Source organism: Streptomyces sp. RKAG293, assembly GCF_023701745.1.
GTDB lineage: Bacteria > Actinomycetota > Actinomycetes > Streptomycetales > Streptomycetaceae > Actinacidiphila.
The window spans coordinates 670741-691567 of record NZ_JAJOZB010000001.1 but is presented as its reverse complement, the minus strand read 5'-3'; the positions used below and the strand labels follow the sequence as shown (position 1 = coordinate 691567).

Here is a 20827-nt window from a genome sequence, read left to right as displayed (position 1 = left end):
CCCCGTCAGGCCCCGGTGTACGCCGCGAGGTGCTCCCCGGTGAGGGTGGAGCGGGCGGCGACGAGTTCGGCCGGGGTGCCCTCGAAGACGATCCGGCCGCCGTCGTGCCCGGCGCCGGGGCCGAGGTCGACGATCCAGTCGGCGTGCGCCATGACCGCCTGGTGGTGCTCGACGACGATGACCGACTTGCCGGAGTCGACGAGACGGTCGAGCAGGCCGAGCAGCTGCTCCACGTCGGCGAGGTGCAGACCGGTGGTCGGCTCGTCGAGGACGTAGACGCCGCCCTTCTCCGCCATGTGGGTGGCCAGCTTGAGCCGCTGCCGCTCGCCGCCGGACAGCGTGGTGAGCGGCTGGCCCAGGCTGAGGTAGCCCAGCCCGACGTCGGCGAGCCGGGTGAGGATCCGGTGCGCGGCGGGGGTGTGCGCCTCGCCGGAGCCGAAGAACTCCTCGGCCTCGGTCACCGGCATCGCCAGCACCTCGCTGATGTCGCGGCCACCGAGGTGGTATTCGAGCACCGACGCCTGGTACCGCTTGCCCTCGCACTCCTCGCAGGTGGTGGCGACACCGGCCATCATCGCCAGGTCGGTGTAGATGACACCGGCACCGTTGCAGCCGGGGCAGGCGCCCTCGGAGTTGGCGCTGAACAGTGCCGGCTTCACACCGTTGGCCTTGGCGAACGCCGAGCGGATCGGGTCGAGCAGTCCGGTGTACGTCGCGGGGTTGCTGCGTCGCGAGCCGCGGATCGCCCCCTGGCCGACGGACACCACGCCTTCACCGGCGGGGATCGACCCGTGCACGAGCGAGCTCTTGCCGGAGCCGGCGACGCCGGTGACGACGACGAGCACCCCGAGCGGGATGTCGACGTCGACGTTGCGCAGGTTGTTCGCCGTCGCGCCGCGGATCTCCAGCGTGCCGGTGGGCTTGCGCACCGACTCCCGGAGGGCGGCCCGGTCGTCGAAATGCCGGCCGGTGATGGTGCCGCTCTTGCGCAGTTCCTCGACGGTGCCCTCGAAGCAGACGGTGCCGCCGGCCGTGCCGGCGCCGGGGCCGAGGTCGACGACGTGGTCGGCTACCACGATCGTCTCCGGCTTGTGCTCCACCACGAGCACCGTGTTGCCCTTGTCCCGCAGCCGCAGCAGCAGGTCGTTCATCCGCTGGATGTCATGGGGGTGCAGGCCCGCGGTGGGCTCGTCGAAGACGTACGTGGTGTCGGTGAGCGAGGAGCCGAGGTGGCGGATCATCTTGACGCGCTGCGCCTCACCGCCCGACAGCGTGCCCGCCGGGCGGTCGAGCGCGAGATAGCCGAGGCCGATCTCCACGAACGAGTCGAGGGTCTGCCCCAGCGCGGTGAGCAGCGGCGCCACCGACGGCTCCTTGAGGCCGCGGACCCATTCGGCCAGGTCGCTGATCTGCATGGCGCAGGCGTCGGCGATGCTGATCCGCTTGATCTTCGACGACCGGGCCCCCTCGCTCAGCCGGCTGCCGTCGCACTCGGGGCAGGTGGTGAAGGTGACCGCCCGCTCCACGAACGCCCGGATGTGCGGCTGCAGCGCTTCCTTGTCCTTGGACAGGAACGACTTCTGGATCTTGGGGATCAGACCCTCGTAGGTGAGGTTGACGCCCTCGACCTTCACCTTGGTCGGCTCCCGGTAGAGGAAGTCCTGCATCTCCTTCTTGGTGAACTTGCGGATCGGCTTGTTCGGGTCGAGGAGTCCCGACTCGGCATAGACCCGCACGGTCCAGAAGCTGTCGGACTTCCAGCCGGGGATGGTGAACGCGCCGTCGGCGAGCGACTTGGAGTCGTCGTAGAGCTGGGTGAGGTCGATGTCGGAGACGCTGCCCCGGCCCTCGCAGCGGGTACACATGCCGCCCGTGCGGTTGAAGGTCGCCTTCACGGCCTTCTTCGCGCCGCGCTCGACGGTGATGGCACCGCTCGCCCGGACCGAGGGCACGTTGAAGGCGTACGCGCTGGGCGGGCCGATGTGCGGCTTCCCGAGCCGGCTGAAGAGGATGCGCAGCATCGCGTTGGCGTCGGTGGCGGTGCCGACCGTGGAACGGGGGTCGGCACCCATCCGCTGCTGGTCGACGATGATCGCGGTCGTCAGTCCGTCGAGGACGTCGACCTCCGGCCGTGCCAGCGTCGGCATGAAACCCTGGACGAAGGCGCTGTAGGTCTCGTTGATCAGCCGCTGCGACTCCGCGGCGATCGTGTTGAACACCAGTGAGCTCTTGCCCGAGCCGGAGACGCCGGTGAACACCGTCAGCCGGCGCTTCGGGATCTCGATGCTGACGTCCTTGAGGTTGTTCACGCGTGCGCCGTGCACCCGGATCAGGTCGTGGCTGTCGGCGACATGCGGAGCAGGCGACTGCTTGTCCGTCCTCTTGGCCATGCTCTTCGTGTCTCCATCTGTGAGGCGGGCCGCCTTCGCGGTCTCCGTCGCTGTCGCCTGACTCGATCCGACCCGCTCGGCCGGGGGCGCGAGTACCCAAGTATCCACGCCCCCATGGCCCGTGGAGTGGGAACTCAGCTGTCCTGGAGCAGCCCGAGGACGTTGCCGTCGAGGTCGGTGAAGGTGGCCACCAGGCGGCCGCCACCGACGTCGTGCGCCGCCTCCTTCACGGTGCCACCCGCGGCGGTCACCTCGGCCAGCTTCGCCTCGATGTCCTGCACGTGCCAGTAGGACACCGGTGAGGTCGCGCCCTGCGGCCCGCCGTTCGGCACCAGCCCGATGTGCTGGCCCGCCGCATCGAAGCCGACGTAGTAGGGCGCGTCGGAGGTCGGTTCCACGCCGAGCAGGGCGGCGTAGACCGCCTTGGCCTTCGCCAGGTCGGACACGGGGTGCAGGACGGTCTTGATTCCCTGGGTGGAAGAGTCGGTCATGGTCGCTCCTGAAGCCGTGGGTCACGGGGACCCGGGGTGTGTCGGGTACGAGGACGAGCGGGAAGGCCCCGGATGCGCCCTTGACCGTCACACTAGGTGGCCTCGTCGACCGGCGCTTCTCGATTCCTGATCGGTGCGGTCGGCCGGTCCCGCCACGCCTCGGGGGCTTCAGGCGGGGAGGGCGGGGAGCGCGGCCAGCCATTCGGTCAGGAGCCGGCTGATCTCGGCGGGGCGCTCCTGCTGGATCCAGTGGCCGCCGTCTTCGAGGATGTGCGAGGAGAGCAGGCCGGGCAACGTGGCGGGGTACGCCGTGATCGCCTCGGTCATCCAGGTGGTGGAGGCGTCCAGGCCGCCTCCGGCGAACAGCGACGGCTGGGTGATGGGCGCGCCGTCGAAGGAGGCGAGGTCCGCCCAGCCCCGGTCCATGTTCCGGTAGCGGTTGAGCGCTCCCGTCAGGCCGGTCCGCTCGAATTCCCCGGCGTACACGTCGAGGTCCCGCTCGCTGAGCCAGGCCGGCCGCGGTCCGGCCGGAAACCGGTCACGGAGCGTCCCACCGGGACGGTGGCCGGTTCGCCGTGGCGGGCGCCTGGGTGGCGCCCGCCACGGCGAACCGATGTCAGGTCAGCTGTCGATGCGGTGCAGGGTCCAGAACGAGGTCAGGTCCGTGGTCGTGGCCGCCTGGGCGGCCGCCTTGAACTCTGCCGTGGTCGAGACGCCGTACCAGTGCGACGTGGCGTAGTCCTTGAGGACCTTGGCCATGACGCTGTCGCCGAGGGTGCGCCGTAGGTCGTGCAGGGCGCACTTGCCGTAGCCGTAGACGACGGTGGAGTACCGGGACGAATGGGCGTCCCAGTAGGCCATCGAGTTGGTGATCTTCTCCGCCGCCGAGGCCCAGGAGACACTGTTCCAGCAGTTCGTGCCGGTCAGGTTCTGTGCCAGGTCGGTGGCGTAGTCGGTGAACGCCTCATCGAGCCAGGGGCTGGTGTACTCGTCGTCGCCGACGATGCCGTAGAACCACTGGTGGCCGATCTCGTGGGTGAGCGCGGTGGTGCTGACCAGGTCGAGGACGAACCCGGGGTACTCCATCCCGCCGAACCAGAAGTTGTTGTCGATCACCGCGTCCAGTTCGCCGTACGGGTAGGCGCCGAACCGGCCCGCGTGGGCGTCCACCGCGTTCTTCGCGGTGGTGAGCATCGACTGTGCGTTGGCGGAGCTGATGCCCGAGACGGAGTAGATGTTGATCGGGGTGCCGGCGGCGGAGGTGCCGGAGATCTTGCTGAACGGGCCGGCCGCCCAGGCGAAGTCACGGACCTTGGACGCGGTGGCCGTGGTGATCGTGCGTCCGCTCGAACCGGGGGTGTCGACCGAGGCGCCGGTGGCCGGTGCCAGCAAGGTGCTCGGGTGGTCCAGGGTCACCTTGAAGTCCGAGGCCAGCGAGTAGAACGACTCCCCGTTGTTGGTGTACGGGTCCAGGTGCCAGCCGGCCCCGTCCTTGACCGCGAGTACGGGCAGGGCGTTGCCGATCATGTTGAAGGCACCGTCGTGCCCGAAGCGGTCGGCGCCGCTGGGCACGGTGATGCCCAGATCGAAGCCGATCGTGCCGGTCTGACCCTGGGTCAGGGGCACCGGCAGGTCGATCTTGAGGGCCGTGCAGGCCACCGAGAGCGCGCCGGCAGTGCCACCGGTGACGTTGCTGACGGTGATCGGCATGGCGGAGCAGGTGCCGTGGTAGTTGTCCCACAGCCTCAGGTACACCTCGCTCAACGGCGTGGAGGAGGCGTTGGTGAAGGTCGCGCTCTCGTGACCGGTCCAGACGGTGCCGCTCGTGTTGCTGCTCAGGCTGACGGTGTACGAGGGCGAGGCCGGAGTGCGGGTGGAGTCCGCGGGCGGGGTCGTGCCGCCGGAGGTGTCGAGGGCGACGTCGTCGACGACGAAGCTCGTCTGGAGGCTGGAGTCCTCCGTGCCGGTGAAGGCGACGTTCACGGTCTGGCCCACGAACGCCGAGACGTCGAACGACTTCTGCGCGTAGCCGGTGTTCTTGTCGAGGTTCGAGTAGGTCGCGAGCGTCGTGCTGCCGATCTTCGCCGTCAGCTTGTCGTACTTGGTGGACGAGGTCGTCTCGGCGGTGTCGATGTGCAGCCAGAAGGTGAGGGTGGCGGTGCTGCATCCGGCCGGGATCGTGACGCTCTGGGAGAGCGTGTCGGTGTGGGTACTGCCGACACCGTTCAGCCAGCCGAAGTGGGTGCCGCCGTGGGCGGTCTCGCCGGCGCGGTTGGTGATCACGCTGGTCGACGACTGGGTCCAGGGCGAAGTACCGCTTTCGAAGCCACCGTTGGTGACCACCTGGGCCGGAGTGCAGGCGGCGGCGGGCCGAGCCGTGGGCGGCGCGGCGGCCGCCGGCGTGGCGGGGAACGAAGCGGCGGCCAACGCGGCGACTGCGAACGCGGTCGCGGTGAGGGCCTTGTGGGGGGACGGTCTCACACGAAACTCCTTTGAGGCGGCCGGGATTCCGGCCTGCTCGGTGGCCGCCCGGCCGGCTTGGGTGCGCCGGAGGGAAGCCGCGGGCTGTGCGCAGAGCTTGCACGATCGCTGAGATGGGAGATCTGCCGTCACCCCTGGGGTCGGGACGACAGCTGCGGGAATCTTGGCAGATGTGACCAGAGCATGCCATCAGGGGCAGGTAAAGTGTTGGTGCTCCCGACGCGTCTCGGCCGTCATCCTGCTCCGTTCCGGCCACGTCCCCGCTGTGCCGGCGAAGGAACGAACTCGGCCTAGCTGACCGGAGGCTGGGGCTGGGGCCGACGTGTCGCGCTGGGATGCGACCGGGGGAAGCCGTTGACGCTTCTGGGTGCGAAGTGGGGGTGGTGGGACGCGGCGTGCTCGATGACCAGGATGGCCGCGTCGTCGAGGGGGATCCCGCCGACGTGGCTGAGCAGATCGCGGTGGATGCGGTCCAGCAGCGCATCGGGGCTGCCGGCGGGGAAGGAGGCGACGCGTTCGGCGAGCGGATAGAACGCTCCGGCCGGTGAGCGGGCCTCGATCACCCCGTCGGTGTACAGGATGAGGATGTCGCCGGCTTCGAAGGTCCAGGAGTCGGTGGGGTGGAGCGGGATCGGCGGTTCACACATGCCCAGCGGGGGCACCGAGTGCTTGGCGTACATCGCGGTGACCTGCCCGTCGCGCACCAGCAGCGGTGGGGGATGCCCGCAGTTGATCATCTCGCCGAGCGGTCCCTCGTCGGGGATCTCCAGGACCAGGCAGGTGATGAAGTGCTCGCCGGGATCGTGCTCGGTGTCCGCGACGTCGTCCACGTTGCGGTACACGCTGTCCTCGAGGACGGCCACCAGCTCGGGGAGGGTGTCGTAGCGATGGGCCCCCTCACGGAAGGCACCCAGCACCAGTGACGCCTCACCGATGGCGGCCAGGCCGCTGCCCCGGACATCGCCGATCACCACCCGGGTCGCGGCATGTCCGGCACGGGCGACCGCGAACAGGTCGCCCCCGATGTCCGTCTCCTCCTCGGCCGACAGATACAGCCATGCGATCCGCAGGGGCCCGACCCGGCGTGGCGGGGGCCGCAGGAGAACCCGCTGCGCCGTCTCCGCCACCGAGCGCGCCTGGACCAGCGCACGTTCCTGCCGCTCGCGAATGTGGCGCAGGAAGACCACCAGGGTGGAGAGAAACGTCAGGGCGATGAGCTGGGCGATGTGGTTGGTCGTGGTCAGTCCGCCGTGGAACACGGCGATGAGTATCTGAGCGGCCACCGCGAGGACCCCGGCCACCGCGGTGAGGCGGGCCCCGGCGAGGGAGGCGGTGAGGGCGGGCGCGATCACCAGCAGCGGGCCCAGATGGACATCGGTCGGGGCCTGGAGGTCCACCACGGTGATCACGACGATCAGCGCGAGTGGAATCGCCACCAGCCAGCGGCTCCATGGCTCCTCCAGCAGGCGGTTCCCCGACCAGCGCCGGACACCCATGCATCCATTATCAGTGGCCCTCGGTTTGCCGCATGGGATCGCCCTGGCCGCCCGGGGCACTGTGCGGTGGGGGAGCCTACGGCGCGAGGTGACGCCTTCCATCGGCTTCCATCGGCTTCCCCCTCGCTCCTCCGGCTGCCTGCGGTGGCCGAGGTGGCGCACCGGGCGTTGACTTGGCAGGTGAGGCGCATCGTCCTCCCGAGAGGGCGCCCAGGCCCATCCCGCCACGTCACGGCTCCGGGGGCTCCACCGACAGGCTCGCGCCGGGCAGGAGGTCTCTTCCCATGACCGGGACCCTTCCGATGACCGGAGTCGCCATCTCCGGCGCGTCCGAGCACCGGACGCCGCAGGAGCGCGCCGCTGCGGGCAAGGCCGCGCGCGCCGTCGCGCCACGCGCCGGTCAGGGGGAGTACGAGTCCGCGCGGGGTCGTCAGGACCCTGTCGAGCTGCTCCAGCAGCAGTCGGCGGTCCGGGTGCCGGAGCTGGTGCCGATCCGCTACGGGCGCATGACCGAGTCTCCGTTCCGTTTCTACCGCGGCGCCGCCGGCATCATGGCCGCCGACCTCGCGACCACGGCGGACAGCGGGATCAGGGCCCAGCTGTGCGGAGACGCGCACCTGCTGAACTTTCGGCTCCTGGCCTCGCCGGAGCGGCGGCTGATGTTCGACATCAACGACTTCGACGAGGGCTGGGAGCGCGCCCGTGGTATCGACGGCCGGACCCGCGACTTCTACCTCCGCCAGCTGCGCGACTGGAAGGGCGTCATCGAACCCGGCGTCATGCTGCCCGAAGGGCTGGGGATGTTCGGTCAGCTGTGCGGGGCGACCCTGGCCCGGGCGCACGCCCGGTCCGGGGACCGGGTCGGGATCGCCGCCTATCTGGGCTCCGGCGACGCCTTCGACAAGGCACTGGCCCGGTTCGCCGAGAGCTACGCCGACCAGAACGAACGTGACCACCAGGCCCTGGTGCAGGCGGTGAAGACCGGCCGGGTCGCGGCCCGGACCGCCTGAGTGCACCGGCATGGATACGTCAGGTGGTCGCCACCAACAGCTCCTCCCCGCTCGACGTGTGCAGGCCGTCCTCCCGGCCCGCGAAGTACCGCTCGTTGAGCTGGGACGCCGACACGTGCCGGGCTTCGGCGAAGCCGGACTCCTGCGCCAGCGCCAGCATTTCCTGCGGCGCGTAGAAACTGACGAACGGCGTCCCGGCCGCTCTGGCCCCCTTCTCCGCAACCTGGAGTCCGGGGCGGTTCTCCTCGGCGAGGAGCTCCGGCGGCAGCTGGAACGTCATGGCCAGCGTGGAGCCGGGGGCCAGCGAGGCGAGCCGGCGCAGCGTGGCCGCGTTCGCCTCCTTGGTCAGGTACAGGGCGACACCGGTGGAGGCCACGACGGCCGGCTGGTCGGCGTCGAATCCGGCCGCCGTCAGTTGCTCCCACCACGACCCGCCCGCCTCGAAGTCGACCGGCACGAGTCGCAGCCAGTCCGGGACGCCGAAGCCGAGCTCGGTCAGCCGCCGGCGCTTCCAGGCCTGGGGTCCGGGCCGGTCGACCTCGAACACCCGCAAGCGGGAGGCGATCTCCGGCCTGCGCTGGGCGAAGGTGTCCAGGCCGGCCCCCAGGACGATGTACTGGCCGACGCCCTTACCGGCCTGCTCGACGACCAGATCCTCGATGAAGCGGGCCCGGGCCACGATCGACGCCCGGAACCAACCGGTCGCGCCGGCGTCCATGTCCCCGCGGCGGCGCCACTCGTCTCCGGGGGCGGCCAACCGCAAGCCGATCTCGTCCTCCAGCACATGGGGCGGCGGATCGACCTGGACGTGCAGCGCACGCCACAAGGCCACCCGTACCGCCGTGTTGTCCGGCGCCGCCGTCTCCTCGTCAGCCATGACGCACTCCCGCTCCGTGTCCCGTGCTCACCGCTGCGCCGGGGCCTGGAGGCTCCACAGGCGCCCGTCGGGGTCGCGGACGGTCATCTCCCTGGTCCCGAAGTGCGTGTCCTCGAACGGGGTGACCACCTCGACGCCGGGGGCGGGGTGGAACGCATCCGCGTCGGGCACCTTCAGCACGAGCCGCACCTCGGGCTCCTTGTCCTGCGGGACCTCGGCGATGAACAGGTAGGGGCCGTCGCCGTTGCGCAGCTGGCCGGAGTTGTGATCCGTCTCGAAGTCCAGCTCGTAGCCCAGTCCCTGGAAGAACTTCGCCGACCTGCCCCAGTTGTGGGTCTCGATGAACACGGCCTCGATGCCTTCGGTCGTCATGTCAGCTCTCCTTGTCGGACGGTCGCTCTTGCTCCGGGTGTGTGCCATCGAGGTAGGCGCGCAGCGCCTCGGCGACCAGCGCCGACAGCGACAGCTCCGACTCGATGGCGCGGTGCTTGACCTGCTTGATCAACCCGATGGGCAGGTACACGTTGAACTGCTTCACATCCTCGTCTCCCACATGAGCATGCTAGCAAGCTATGGCGATGGATTGCTAGCATTACCTCGTCGATACGGGAGATCCCGGATACGCGCCCGCGCAGTTCGTCAGGACAGTGGGGTCGTCGAGGACTCCGTGGCCGCCACATCCTCGTCCGGGTCGTGCTGGAGGCCGCGCTGCAGCCCCAGGATCGCGACGACCGCAGCGACGGCCATGATCCCGGACATGCAGTAGAGGACCGTGCGGATGGCGTAGGCGAAGTCCAGGCGGATGAAGGCCGGGATGGTTCCGGTGCCAGGGCCCTGGGACTGCGAGTACTTCGTGGCGAGTGCCGTCGCCTGGTCGTGCGGTGTGCCCTGTGCGACGAGGGAGGACGTGATCCGTGAGCGGAACTGGGAGACCTGGGTGGTGCCGAGGATGGCGAGACCCAGGCTGGCGGCGTAGTTCCGCACGGTCTGGGTGATGCCGGTCGCCTCGCCGTACGACAGGCGTGAGGCACGGTTCACCGCGTCCGTGCTGGCCGGGCCGAGCATGAACCCCATGCCGGCGCCCGCCAGCACCACGCTCCACACCTGCGAGCCGAAGTGCAGATCGACGACCTTTCCGGCCCACCAGTAGAACCCGACGGCGGCCAGCACACACCCCAGGACCACCGGGCGCTTCGCGCCGCCCCGGTCCAGCATGCGTCCGCCGAGCTGCGCGGCGACCGCGAAACCGAGGAAGAAGTAGAGCAGGTACAGACCCGTCTGCTGCGACGACTCTCCCAGTGAGATCTGGGCGTACTCACTGGCGAAGAAGAACACCGGAACGAACACCAGCATCGAGATGCCCAGAACGAGGTTCTCCACCAGGAACGCCCGGATGCGGAAGATCCGCACCTGCATCAGCGGCGATTCCGTCACCCGCTCCACCTGGACGAAGATCACCAGCAGCGCGGCGCCACCGGCGATGCACAGCCAGATGCCGGGATTGCCCCAGCCCCAGATCGGCGCCTGCTGGAAGCCGAACACGCTCAGGGCCACACCGCTCGCGATGAGCACCAGCCCGCGGTAGTCCATCGGCGCCGGGCGGTGTTCGGTCTGCGGGCGGGACCACAGGATCAGCAGCAGGGCGATCAGCGCCACCGGAATGTTGACCCAGAAGATCGCCCGCCAGGTCCATTCGGTCAGATATCCGCCCAGGATCGGCCCGATGGCCGTCAGCCCGCCGGCGATCCCGAAGAACAACGCGAGCGCACGCCCGCGCTCGCGCAGGGGGAACGTCTGTACGACGATCGCGAGCGCGGCGGGGAACATGATCGCTCCGCCCGCGCCCTGCAGGGCGCGGAAGACGACGATCCACGCCTGGGCCGCCCCGCCCTTCGGGGTGAGCCCGCACATGGCTGACGCACCGGCGAAGATGATCACGCCGAGCACGACCATCTTGCGGTGGCCCACAGTGTCCGCCAGCCGGCCGCCGAAGGCGAACAGCGCGGCGAGGGAGAGCAGATAGGCGTTGACGGCCCATTGCACCCCGGTGCTGGTCAGCCCCAGTTCGCTCTGGATCTCGGGCACGGCGATGGACACGATGGTCTGGTCGATGAACGTCATCGCCACAGCGAAAATCATCGCGGTGAGGACGAGGTTCTTGCTTCTGCCGCCGTTCGTGGCACCGGAATCAACCATGATCACTCCTCGGCTCAATTACCCATTGTGCGGTTCCCTCCCCGGTCGCGCCCGGCGAGCGCCGGCGCAGGTCGGGCACGTGCTCCGCGTCCCGTTGCGAAAGGGGCGCCGACCAGCCGAAGCCGCTCCATGGCCCGAGCGCTACTGTGCACGGTGAGGTCGGCGGGACGGACGCACATTGGGGGGACCGTGGAAGCCGTTGGTACGAAGGCCGGGGCGGGCCCGGCTCTGTGGGCCGGGCCTGTGGTCGCCGTTGGGCTGCTGCTGAGTGCCGGTGCGTTCTACGAACGGTTCGACGCTCCCCGCAGCGGTCGCGAATACCTCTTCTGCCACGCCTCGGAGGCCGTTGACCACCTGACGTTCACCGCCCTCGCTCTGGTGCTGGCCGCGGTCATCGCCTCGGTCGTCGGCGGGATCGTCGTGTGGTGGAGCAAGCCCCGCAACGCCGTTCTCCCGCTCTGCTGCATGGCCGCCGTCGTTGCGCTGCTGATGGCGGCAGACGGTGTGGACGCTCATGGGGAGAGCCGGGCGGCGGAGATCGCGGCCCAGGGGTTCACGGAGGTCGGATGCGACTACACGCCCCAGGTCTACGACGCGACGCCGGGCTGGTTCTCCTGGTGATGCCGCCGGGACGGTGACGGCGGGCGGCATGACCCGACCGGGGGATGCGAACCCTTCTTGCATGACCATGCGCGATAATGCATAATCTTCCTATGTCTAAGGTCCTCACCTCCCTCCCCGCCGGCGAGCGCGTCGGCATCGCCTTCTCGGGCGGCCTCGATACCTCGGTCGCGGTCGCGTGGATGCGCGACAGGGGCGCCGTCCCCTGCACCTACACCGCCGACATCGGTCAGTACGACGAGCCGGACATCGCCTCGGTGCCCGGCCGCGCGAAGACCTACGGTGCTGAGATCGCGCGCCTGGTCGACTGCCGCGCCGCGCTGGTCGAGGAGGGCCTGGCCGCGCTCACCTGCGGGGCGTTCCACATCCGCTCGGGCGGGCGTGCCTACTTCAACACCACGCCGCTGGGCCGCGCCGTCACGGGCACGCTCCTGGTGCGGGCGATGCTCGATGACAACGTGCAGATCTGGGGCGACGGCTCGACCTTCAAGGGCAACGACATCGAGCGGTTCTACCGCTACGGCCTGCTCGCCAACCCGCACCTGCGGATCTACAAGCCGTGGCTGGACGCGGACTTCGTGACCGAGCTCGGCGGCCGCAAGGAGATGTCGGAGTGGCTCGTCGCCCACGACCTGCCCTACCGCGACAGCACGGAGAAGGCGTACTCCACCGACGCCAACATCTGGGGTGCCACGCACGAGGCCAAGACGCTGGAGCACCTGGACACCGGCGTGGAGACCGTGGAGCCGATCATGGGCGTGCGGTTCTGGGACCCGACGGTCGAGATCGCCACCGAGGACGTGACGATCGGCTTCGACCAGGGCCGGCCGGTGACGGTCAACGGCAAGGAGTTCACCTCCCCCGTCGACCTGGTCATGGAGGCGAACGCCATCGGCGGCCGGCACGGCATGGGCATGTCGGACCAGATCGAGAACCGGATCATCGAGGCCAAGAGCCGCGGCATCTACGAGGCGCCCGGCATGGCGCTGCTGCACGCGGCGTACGAGCGCCTCGTCAACGCGATCCACAACGAGGACACCGTCGCGCAATACCACAACGAGGGGCGGCGCCTCGGCCGGCTGATGTACGAGGGCCGCTGGCTGGACCCGCAGGCGCTGATGGTGCGCGAGTCCCTGCAGCGCTGGGTCGGCACGGCCGTCACCGGTGAGGTGACGCTGCGGCTGCGGCGCGGTGAGGACTACTCGATCCTCAACACCACGGGCCCGGCGTTCAGCTACCACCCCGACAAGCTCTCCATGGAACGCACCGAGGACTCGGCGTTCGGTCCCGTGGACCGGATCGGCCAGCTCACCATGCGCAACCTCGACATCGCCGACTCGCGCGCCAAGCTGGAGCAGTACGCCGCGCTCGGTCTGATCGGTACCGCGAACCCCGCCATCGGCGCAGCCCAGGCGGCCGCGACCGGGCTGATCGGCAGCATGCCGGAGGGCGGCGCCGAGGCCATCGCCTCCCGCGGCGAGGTCTCCGACGACGACGAGATGCTGGACCGCGCCGCGATGGAGTTCGGCACCGACTAGCCGACCCCGTCGAGCGGCGGGCCGTCGAACCGACGGCCCGGCCCAGCGAGGGAAACGCACCACCGGACAGGCCGGCCCGGCGCCAAGAGCGCGGGGCCGGCCTGTCCCGTTGTCCGGGCCCGTGGCCGGGAGGGCCGTCTGGGGATGTCGACGTGGGAAGCGGCCACAGCCTGTCCGCTTCTCCTGGGATTGTTGCCCCAGGCCGAAGGCGTCCGGCCGACGTGCGAAAGGCGGCAAGACCCCGATGACCGTTCTCGACAACCGGGCGCTCAATCGCGCGACGCTCGCCCGGCAGCTGCTGCTCGAGCGGGCCGACGTACCGGTTCTCGACGCCGTCGCGCACCTCGGCGGTCTGCAGGCGCAGGAACCGCAGGAGCCGTTCGTCGGGCTCTGGTCGCGGGTGCGGGCGTTCGACCCGGCGGTGCTCTCGGACCTGCTGACCGGCCGGAGTGTGGTGCGGACACATCTGATGCGCCGCACCGTCCACCTCGTCACCGCCGACGACGCACTGGCGTGGCGGGCCCGGCACGATGCCATGCTGCGCCAACGGGTGCTCGGGACCTACCGGCGCGAGCTCGACGGGGTGGACCTCGAGGAGCTCGCCGCGGCAGGCCGGGCGGTCATGGCGGACGGCGAGCCGCGCTCGATGACCGAGCTGGCGCGGGCGCTCGCCGAGCGGTGGCCGGCGCCCGGGCCGCGGCCGCTGGGGGAGATGCTGATCGCCGCCCTCGTCCCGATGGTGCAGTTGCCGCCGCGGGGGCTGTGGCGGACGAGGGCGGGCGTGCGCAACGTGCCGCTCTCGTCCTGGCTGGGCCGCGAGATCGACCCGCTGTCCCCGGACGGCGCCGATCCGGTGGGCCAGGCCGTGGTACGGCGCTATCTGGCCGCGTTCGGCCCCGCCGCCTCGGCGGACCTGCGCGCCTGGTGCGGCCTCTCGGGGCTGCCGGCCGCCGTCACCGCGCTGCGCGAGGAGCTGGTCACCTTCCGGGACGAGCGAGGCCGGGAGCTGCTGGACCTTCCCGATGCGCCGCGCCCCGATCCCGGCACGCCTGCCCCGGTGCGGTTCCTGCCGGCGTTCGACAACGTGATCCTCGGATACCACGACCGCGGACGGATCATCGATGACGCTCATCGCGGCTTGTCGGTCGCCGGTGCTCGCGTGGTCCTGGTGGACGGCCGGGTCGCCGCTACCTGGAGCGTCGAGGCCGGCACCGTGACCGTCACCCCGCTGGACCGCTTCGCCCGAGCGGACCGGACCGCCGTCGCCGAGCAGGGGCAGGCGCTGGCGTCGTTCCTCTCCGACGACGACAGCGACCGGGTACGGATCACCGCGTCCGACTGAGTTGTGCAGGGCAGCGCTCAGCGGTTCAGCAGGTCGTCCAGTTCGGCGGCGTAGAGCAGCGCGGGGTCGAATCCCATGCCGGTGAAGTGGCCGGCGAGTTCGAGGGACAGGACGCCGTGCAGCCGGGTCCAGAACCTCAGGCCCCGGTGGAGGGCGGCGGCGGGAGCCGGGTGGCCGGCGGCCCATTGCCGGTGCTCTTCGAGGTGAGCGTCGAAGGGGGTCGCGGGCCCCTTCACGGGCAGCGCGTTGACGGCGTCGAGCACGGTCGTCATCGTCTCGGCCGCGATCGCGGTGATGTCGTCCGGCGCGTGGTAGCCCGGCACGGGTGTGCCGTAGATGAGGAAGTACCGGTGGGGGTCGTCCAGCGCCCAGCCGCGGAGGGCCTGCGCCAGCGTGGCCGCGTCGGGCCCTGGCCGGGCGGCCGTGCGGAGGGTGTCGGCGAGGCTCTGGTAGGCGTCCTGGATGAGCGCGGTGATCAGCTCGTCGCGGCCGGCGAAGTACCGGTAGAGCGCGGGTCCGCTCATGCCCATCTGTTTGGAGATCGCGTTGAGGGAGAGCGCGGTCGCGCCTGACGTGGCGATCTGCTCCCACGCGTGTCTCTTGATGTCCGCACGCACCTGGGCGCGGTAGCGCTCGCGCGGGGTCGTCGTGCTCGTTTCCGTCATGCCTGCCACCGTTCCGCACTGTCGAGATTACATATTCAAGATTTAGTTAGAACCTATCACGAGAGCTCTTGACGTTCGCTTCCGTTCTGCGTTACAACTTATAACGAACGCGAAGCCAAGTAACCAAAGCGAAGCGCAGTGGAGGACGTCATGAACGCTCAGGGACTCGTCGAAGTGGTGCTGCCGGGCAAGGTGGAGCCGGAAGGGCTGCAGATCCGGCACGGAGCGGTCCCCAACGTGGGCCCGGGCCAGGTCCTGATCCGCATGGAGGCCACCGGGGTCTCGTTCGCCGAGCAGCAGATGCGCCGCGGCCGGTACTACGACCAGCCCCCCTTCCCGTTCGTGCCCGGCTACGACCTGGTCGGCACCGTCCTCGAGAGCGGCGAAGGCGTCGAGCCGGGCCTGACCGGCACCCGGGTGGCCGCGCTGGTCAAGGTCGGCGGCTGGGCCAGCCACGTGCTCGTCGACGCGGCGGACGCGGTACCGGTGCCCGACGGCGTCGACGCTGCGCAGGCGGAGACCGTGGTCGTCAACGGCATCACCGCCTGGCAGATGCTGCACCGCATGGCACGCATCCGCTCGGGACAGACCATCCTGGTGCACGGCGCCAACGGCGGCGTCGGCTCGGTCCTGGTCCAACTCGCCCTCGCCGCAGGCGTGAAGGTGATCGGTACGGCCTCCGCGCGCCACCATGACGCCCTGCGGGAACGTGGCGTCACCCCCATCGACTACCGCGACCAGGACGTCGCCACCCGGGTCCGCGCGCTCGCCCCCGGCGGGGTCGACGCCGTCTTCGACCACGTCGGCGGCCGCAGCGTGATCGACTCCTGGCACCTCCTCGCACCCGGCGGCACGCTCGTCGCCTACGGCAGCGCCTCCACCCGGGACGACGAGGGATCCAAGCAGTGGCCCGTGCTCAAGCTGCTCGGCCGGGTGTGGCTGTGGAACGCGCTGCCCAACCGCCGCCGCGCCTACTTCTTCAACGTCTGGGCCGGGCGGGCCCTGTCCAAGAACCGGTTCCGGGCCCGGCTGCGCGCCGACCTCACTCAGGTCTTCGCGGCCCTGCAGCGCGGCGACATCAGCGCCCAGATCGCCGCCCAACTGCCGCTCGCCCGCGCCGCCGACGCGATGCGGCTGGCCGAGTCCGGCACCGTCGCCGGAAAGATCGTCCTGAACCCCTGACGCGTCCCGTCCACCGCCGCTGACCGCACGCCGCCCTTGCGGCCGTCAAGAGAACGCGAGGAACCGCCATGACCACCACCCGGACCCGCACGCCCGCCTCCACCACCAACTTCCGCCGGGCGCGGCTGCTCCTGCCCGCCGCGGTCGCCGCGCTGGCGTTGACCGCCACGCCCGCCGCCGCGGACAGCTCGCCCACCACCACGGCCGAGCGGACCGTAACCGCTCAGGACCATCGTGGTTCCCGAACAGGCCGAAGGCGATGTTCGACGCATGGATCCGGCTCTGGAACGGCGACTTCGCACAGGCGCCGCGCATCATCTCGCCCCGCCTCCGGGTGCACGCCGCGCTGCTCGACGGCGGTGACGGCAGTTCCATCCGAGGTGTCGACGGCCTGGTGAACTGGATCACGCAGACGCGCGCGGCGTTCTCGGATCTGCGCTTCACCGCGGAGGTCAGCCCGCTGGTCGACGGCCGCTACGGCTCCGTGCGCTGGAAGGCGACCGGCACCTACGCCGGCGGCTTCCCCGGCGCCAAGGCCAAGCCCGGGACCGTGGTCACCTTCACCGGCACCGACACCCTCCGCATGCAGGACGGCAGGTTCGTGGAGTACTGGGTCAACACCGACACGCTGCTCCTGCTCACCCAGCTCCAGGCGCTCTGAACCACATGCCGGACCTCGCCAGCGCCGCTCCTCGCCGTCGCCGCCCCTCGTCCCGAACGCGATGAGTGACGCACACCCAATCCGTTCCTGCCACATCTGGCCGGGACCGGTCAGTGCGCAGGTCGGCGGCCGGAGCCCCATCTGGGGGGCTCCGGCCGCGTGTTGGTGGGCGCCCCGATGGTGTGCCGCCCACCGCAGCGCGGACTTCCCTGAGCGCGGCGCGCCTACAGGCTGAGCGCGTCCTCCGCGTTGTCCATCCACGCGGTCACGGAGTTCTTGCCGGGCGAGACGTACAGCTTGGGAGTCGTTGCCTTGAGCGGCGTCTGCGTCAGATCCGACTCGGTGTCCATGGTCATCGCGATCGAGTTGACGGTCTTGCCCTTGCCGTCGTCTGCGCCGCCCATGAGCCCGGCGTAGGCGGACTTGCCCGGCTCGAGCCGGATCGCCTTCTCTATGGCGGGGGCCGTGCCCCGCTGCGTGGCCTGCCCGTCCAGATCGCCGAAGGTCACGCTCGGATGACCGAGCGCCTTGCAGGCCTTGGTGCCCTTGTTGGTGATCTTCAGCAGGTAGCTGCTGGTCGTGGGCTCCGCCAGGCTCGCGGTGAACTTCAGGTCGTACGTGCTGCACGGGAAGACGTCGTAGTCGGGGTCGGACGACGAGCCGCCGCCGGACGGGCTCTTGCTCGGGGACGCAACGGGCTTCGCCGTCTTGGACGGCGTCGCGGGCTTCGTCGGGCTCGCGGCCTTGCTCGGGCTCGCGGTGGTTCCCCCGCCCGCCGCGTCGTCGTCGCTGGGCCCGCAGGCGGTCAGGGCCAGCGCGGATACGGCGACGAGGACGACGGCGGCTCTGCGAACGGTGCTCATGTGGTGTTCCCCCCGATGAGAAGCGCGACAGCGCGCTTGGCTGAGGACAACCCTCCCGTAGAACCTTCACGGCTTGGTGACGGCGTCTTGCCGACTCGACGACGATTGCCGGCGTGTCTCTCCCCGGCCCCCGGTCACCACCCCGAACAACAAGTGGCGTCACACCTTCCCGTGAACCGCCGAACTCCCTCCATCGCGGTACGGGGAAGTGACCGACTTGGCTCCGATGAAGACTCGGTAGCGCTCCCGTGCCGCAAAGTCGGCCAGGCTCCAGACGGCCGGACGGCCGACCTCCGCGCAGAGGTGCAGGACCGCGTCGTCGTCCGTCCAGACGCCGACGTGGGCGCCGTAGGGATCGTCGGTCCCGTTGAAGAGGAGCAGGTCGAGCGGCTTGAGGACCTGGGCGCGCACGGTGGTGTCCGTGTCGTCCCAGAGGTCGCTGGAGCGCAGTGCGGGCGGGGTCAGGCCGAAGTGCCGGAGTACCGCGTAGGCGAACAGCTGGCAGTTGGCGCCCGCGGCGAGGCCGGGCTCCCGGGTGACGGCCGCCGATCCCGGGAAGCGGGCACCCGCGTACGGAACGGTCCAGAAGGGGGCCGGAAGCCGGGGGAGGAGCGGTTGCATGGTGTCCACCTCAGACGATCGAACCAAGAGCGAACCTGGGGGAGTCGGGTTCGTAGCGCAGGGTACGACTTCGGGCCCGAGGAGGGCCCAGGCGACGAGGGCGCGGTGGCTGCGGCTACCGACCCACGTGCCTCGGTGCTCGCGGTCGGCCTCGAGATCTCCGGTCGATAACAGTTGAACGATCAACGTAGGCGGTGTAGACAGAGCCCCTAAAAGTTAGGTTAGCCTTCCCTTTCATGACCCTCGTTCACCTGGCCGCCTCGGCCGGATACACCACGCCTCCCCTCTATCGAGTCCTCACCAAATCGGGCTATTTCCTCGGCCTGTGCGGGGCCATCGGTGCCACGACGACGTACGTGGCGACCATCCGCCCCGTGCTTCGCGCACCGGAGAACGAACCCGGCGACACCGAGGTTCTGCGTCGAAGAACGTCGCTCTACCTGGCCTGGGCCGGAGTCGTCCTGCTGGTCGCCGGCTACTTCCAGCTGGCCGGCCGGGTGGCCAGGGCCGGCAAGGGGATGCCGTTCGGTGACGCGATGGCGCCGGGGCGGATCTGGGACCTCCTGCGCGCACCGGCGGGGAAGGGCGCGTGGGTGGCGCAGGGCACGCTCTACCTGGTGCAGAACGTGGTGCTCGTGGTGGCGTCCGCCGTCCTGATCGCCCTGTTCGTCCCCCGGGTGCGACGCCACCTGAACGCCCTCGCGCTGACCGCCCTGCCGCTGTCGCTCGCGGTGACGCTCATCGCGGGGATACCGGCCACCGCGCCGAAGGACACGGACCACGTGCTGGACCCGCTGCTGGGCCAGCTGCACATCATCAGCGGCACGGTGTGGATCGGCGGCCTGGCCCTGCTCTCGGTCCTCGCCGGAGCCCGGAGCCGGCTGAGCGGGAACGCCGGTGTGCTGTGGGCGGACCTCTGGCGCCGGTTCAGCCTGGTCGCCATGGTCTGCGTCGGCGCGGTGCTCACCTCGGGCCTGTGGATGAGCTGGAAGCACGTCGGCGGTCTCGGTCAACTGTGGACGACCGGTTACGGGTTCGCCCTGCTCATCAAGATCCTGCTGGTCCTCGCCATGGTCGTGGCCGGTGGCGTGAACCAGTTCTGGCTGATGCCGCGCATCGCCCAGGCCCGTCGCGCGGACTCCTCCGCCTCTCTGCTGCACCTGACGCTGCGCCACTTCCCGAAGGTCGTCTGGGCCGAGGTCGCCCTCGGCGTCGCGGTGCTGGCCGTCATGCCCTTCCTCACCGGTTCCGCCCGCTCTCAGGCAGGCAGCCCGCAGGCCGTCTCGAGCGGCAGCATCTTCGCGGCGGGCGCCGCCTTGGTGCTCACCCTCGCGGCCTCCTTCTGGATCACGGTCAGGGTCTCCGACGCCCTCGCGCGGCGCCAGGTCCCGGCCACGAGCTGACCGCCGGCCGGTCCGGGCCGATGCCGTCCGGCTCCGCCTCCTGCTCGTAGCTCGCGAGGGCGCTTCGCCGCGACGGTAGTTCCCCGGCTTCGGTCATGAGTTCCCCGGCTCCGGTCATGGTGGCCTGGGCGAGGAGCTTCAGTGCGGCCTGGGAGGCCGATCCGGGGGCTGCGGTGACCATGACCAGGGACTGCTCGGGTTCGGATGCCCCGGTCAGGGTCTGCTGTCTGACCGTCAGGGCACCGACCAGCGGATGCCGCAGTTCGTACTCGGCGGAGTCACAGGCTCGCACCCGGTGGTCGGCCCACATGCCCGCGAACTCGGTGCTCCGCGTGGTCAGTTCACCGATGAGCGAGGTGAGTTGCTGGTCCTGCGGATGCCGTCCCGCCACCAGCCGCAGATTGCCGACCACGGCCCGTGCCTTCGCCGGCCAGTCGACGTACAGCTCACGGACGTGAGCGTCCAGGAAGACCAGCCGCGCCATGTTCGGACGGTCCGCCGGGCGGTCTGGACCGGTCGGGTCCACGTGCCCGGCCAGCAGGGCGTGTCCCAGAGTGTTCCAGGCCAGCACATCACTGCGGCGCCCGGTCACGACGACCGGTACTTCGCCGAGGGCGCTCACCAGGTCGCGTACGGCCGGGGCGAGCCGCTCGGCGGGAGGCCGGCGGACCGTGCGCCGGTGTCGGCAGGCAGTGGCCAGGTCACGGAGGTGAAGCCGCTCCGTCTCCTCGAGGCGCAGCGCGCCGGCGATGGCGTCCAGCACCTCCACGGAGGCGTGGCAGGAGGCCCCTTGCTCCAGGCGCGTGTAGTAGGAGGCGCTGACGCCCGCCAGAAGCGCCAGCTCCTCGCGCCGCAGGCCGGGAACCCGTCGGCGGTCGCCGTAGGTCGGCAGGCCGACGTCCTGAGGTTGCAGCTGCGCCCGCCGCGCCTGCAGGAAGGTGCCGAGCTGTCCGTGTGCGTCCATGGCACCGAGTATGCGGCGACGTCGCC

19 protein-coding genes and 1 pseudogene are annotated in these 20827 nt (G+C 70.3%); 7 read left to right on the top strand and 13 right to left on the bottom strand.

The window, feature by feature from the left end:
* Nucleotides 1-5: 5 nt before the first annotated feature.
* The 5 genes and pseudogenes from LNW72_RS02955 to LNW72_RS02935 form a co-directional block, all read right to left on the bottom strand.
* On the bottom strand, nucleotides 6-2390 hold the full coding sequence (locus tag LNW72_RS02955) for an excinuclease ABC subunit UvrA (protein WP_250973870.1): 2385 nt from the start codon (nucleotides 2388-2390) through the stop codon (nucleotides 6-8).
* 134 nt (nucleotides 2391-2524) lie between these two features.
* Nucleotides 2525-2881: a VOC family protein gene (locus LNW72_RS02950; protein WP_250973869.1), complete on the bottom strand. Its 357-nt coding sequence runs from the start codon at nucleotides 2879-2881 to the stop codon at nucleotides 2525-2527.
* Nucleotides 2882-3049: 168 nt separating this feature from the next.
* A pseudogene (locus LNW72_RS02945) lies at nucleotides 3050-3478 on the bottom strand (alpha/beta fold hydrolase); the annotation flags it as partial.
* Between the two features lie 24 nt (nucleotides 3479-3502).
* Nucleotides 3503-5362 (bottom strand): M1 family metallopeptidase, encoded by a 1860-nt coding sequence (locus LNW72_RS02940; RefSeq protein ID WP_250973868.1) that lies wholly within the window; start codon nucleotides 5360-5362, stop codon nucleotides 3503-3505.
* Between the two features lie 290 nt (nucleotides 5363-5652).
* Complete coding sequence (locus LNW72_RS02935) at nucleotides 5653-6858, bottom strand: PP2C family protein-serine/threonine phosphatase (protein ID WP_250973867.1); 1206 nt, start codon at nucleotides 6856-6858, stop codon at nucleotides 5653-5655.
* A 284-nt stretch (nucleotides 6859-7142) separates the two neighbouring features.
* Here LNW72_RS02935 and LNW72_RS02930 point away from each other — a divergent pair, with 284 nt between their 5' ends.
* On the top strand, nucleotides 7143-7868 hold the full coding sequence (locus LNW72_RS02930) for a DUF2252 family protein (protein WP_250973866.1): 726 nt from the start codon (nucleotides 7143-7145) through the stop codon (nucleotides 7866-7868).
* 19 nt (nucleotides 7869-7887) lie between these two features.
* Here LNW72_RS02930 and LNW72_RS02925 read toward each other — a convergent pair whose 3' ends face one another.
* The 4 genes from LNW72_RS02925 to LNW72_RS02910 all read right to left on the bottom strand — a co-directional run bounded on the left by LNW72_RS02925 (nucleotide 7888) and on the right by LNW72_RS02910 (nucleotide 10941).
* Entirely contained in the window at nucleotides 7888-8745 is an 858-nt protein-coding gene (locus LNW72_RS02925; protein ID WP_250973865.1) for a class I SAM-dependent methyltransferase, read from the bottom strand.
* A 27-nt stretch (nucleotides 8746-8772) separates the two neighbouring features.
* Nucleotides 8773-9117, bottom strand: a complete 345-nt coding sequence (locus LNW72_RS02920; protein WP_250973864.1) for a VOC family protein — start codon at nucleotides 9115-9117, stop codon at nucleotides 8773-8775.
* Nucleotide 9118: 1 nt separating this feature from the next.
* Nucleotides 9119-9298 (bottom strand): CopG family transcriptional regulator, encoded by a 180-nt coding sequence (locus tag LNW72_RS02915; protein WP_250973863.1) that lies wholly within the window; start codon nucleotides 9296-9298, stop codon nucleotides 9119-9121.
* Nucleotides 9299-9384: 86 nt separating this feature from the next.
* The gene (locus tag LNW72_RS02910) at nucleotides 9385-10941 is read right to left on the bottom strand and encodes an MFS transporter (protein WP_250973862.1); all 1557 of its coding nucleotides are present in this window, start codon (nucleotides 10939-10941) and stop codon (nucleotides 9385-9387) included.
* A gap of 189 nt (nucleotides 10942-11130) precedes the next feature.
* Between LNW72_RS02910 and LNW72_RS02905 the strand changes: the two genes are divergently transcribed.
* The 3 genes from LNW72_RS02905 to LNW72_RS02895 all read left to right on the top strand — a co-directional run bounded on the left by LNW72_RS02905 (nucleotide 11131) and on the right by LNW72_RS02895 (nucleotide 14442).
* Nucleotides 11131-11562 (top strand): hypothetical protein, encoded by a 432-nt coding sequence (locus LNW72_RS02905; RefSeq protein WP_250973861.1) that lies wholly within the window; start codon nucleotides 11131-11133, stop codon nucleotides 11560-11562.
* Between the two features lie 92 nt (nucleotides 11563-11654).
* Nucleotides 11655-13100, top strand: a complete 1446-nt coding sequence (argG, locus tag LNW72_RS02900; protein ID WP_250973860.1) for an argininosuccinate synthase — start codon at nucleotides 11655-11657, stop codon at nucleotides 13098-13100.
* Nucleotides 13101-13344: 244 nt separating this feature from the next.
* The gene (locus LNW72_RS02895; protein WP_250973859.1) at nucleotides 13345-14442 is read left to right on the top strand and encodes a winged helix DNA-binding domain-containing protein; all 1098 of its coding nucleotides are present in this window, start codon (nucleotides 13345-13347) and stop codon (nucleotides 14440-14442) included.
* A gap of 17 nt (nucleotides 14443-14459) precedes the next feature.
* On the opposite strand, the gene LNW72_RS02890 is transcribed toward LNW72_RS02895, so the two are convergent.
* Entirely contained in the window at nucleotides 14460-15107 is a 648-nt protein-coding gene (locus LNW72_RS02890; protein ID WP_250973858.1) for a TetR/AcrR family transcriptional regulator, read from the bottom strand.
* 150 nt (nucleotides 15108-15257) lie between these two features.
* Between LNW72_RS02890 and LNW72_RS02885 the strand changes: the two genes are divergently transcribed.
* Both LNW72_RS02885 and LNW72_RS02880 read left to right on the top strand, forming a co-directional pair.
* Entirely contained in the window at nucleotides 15258-16289 is a 1032-nt protein-coding gene (locus LNW72_RS02885; RefSeq protein ID WP_250973857.1) for a medium chain dehydrogenase/reductase family protein, read from the top strand.
* A gap of 259 nt (nucleotides 16290-16548) precedes the next feature.
* A complete protein-coding gene (locus tag LNW72_RS02880) occupies nucleotides 16549-16950 on the top strand; it encodes an ester cyclase (protein WP_250973856.1) in 402 nt (133 codons plus the stop codon).
* Nucleotides 16951-17174: 224 nt separating this feature from the next.
* On the opposite strand, the gene LNW72_RS02875 is transcribed toward LNW72_RS02880, so the two are convergent.
* Together LNW72_RS02875 and LNW72_RS02870 are read right to left on the bottom strand one after the other, a co-directional pair.
* A complete protein-coding gene (locus tag LNW72_RS02875; protein ID WP_250973855.1) occupies nucleotides 17175-17813 on the bottom strand; it encodes a DUF4232 domain-containing protein in 639 nt (212 codons plus the stop codon).
* 159 nt (nucleotides 17814-17972) lie between these two features.
* Nucleotides 17973-18434 carry a hydrolase gene (locus LNW72_RS02870; protein WP_250973854.1) on the bottom strand — a complete coding sequence of 154 codons (462 nt, stop codon included), beginning with the start codon at nucleotides 18432-18434 and terminating at the stop codon, nucleotides 17973-17975.
* 236 nt (nucleotides 18435-18670) lie between these two features.
* Here LNW72_RS02870 and LNW72_RS02865 point away from each other — a divergent pair, with 236 nt between their 5' ends.
* Nucleotides 18671-19837 (top strand): CopD family protein, encoded by a 1167-nt coding sequence (locus tag LNW72_RS02865; RefSeq protein WP_250973853.1) that lies wholly within the window; start codon nucleotides 18671-18673, stop codon nucleotides 19835-19837.
* Here LNW72_RS02865 and LNW72_RS02860 read toward each other — a convergent pair.
* Nucleotides 19788-20801, bottom strand: a complete 1014-nt coding sequence (locus LNW72_RS02860; RefSeq protein WP_250973852.1) for a helix-turn-helix transcriptional regulator — start codon at nucleotides 20799-20801, stop codon at nucleotides 19788-19790. The two genes, LNW72_RS02865 and LNW72_RS02860, sit on opposite strands and share 50 nt — an antisense overlap.
* Nucleotides 20802-20827 lie beyond the last annotated feature (26 nt).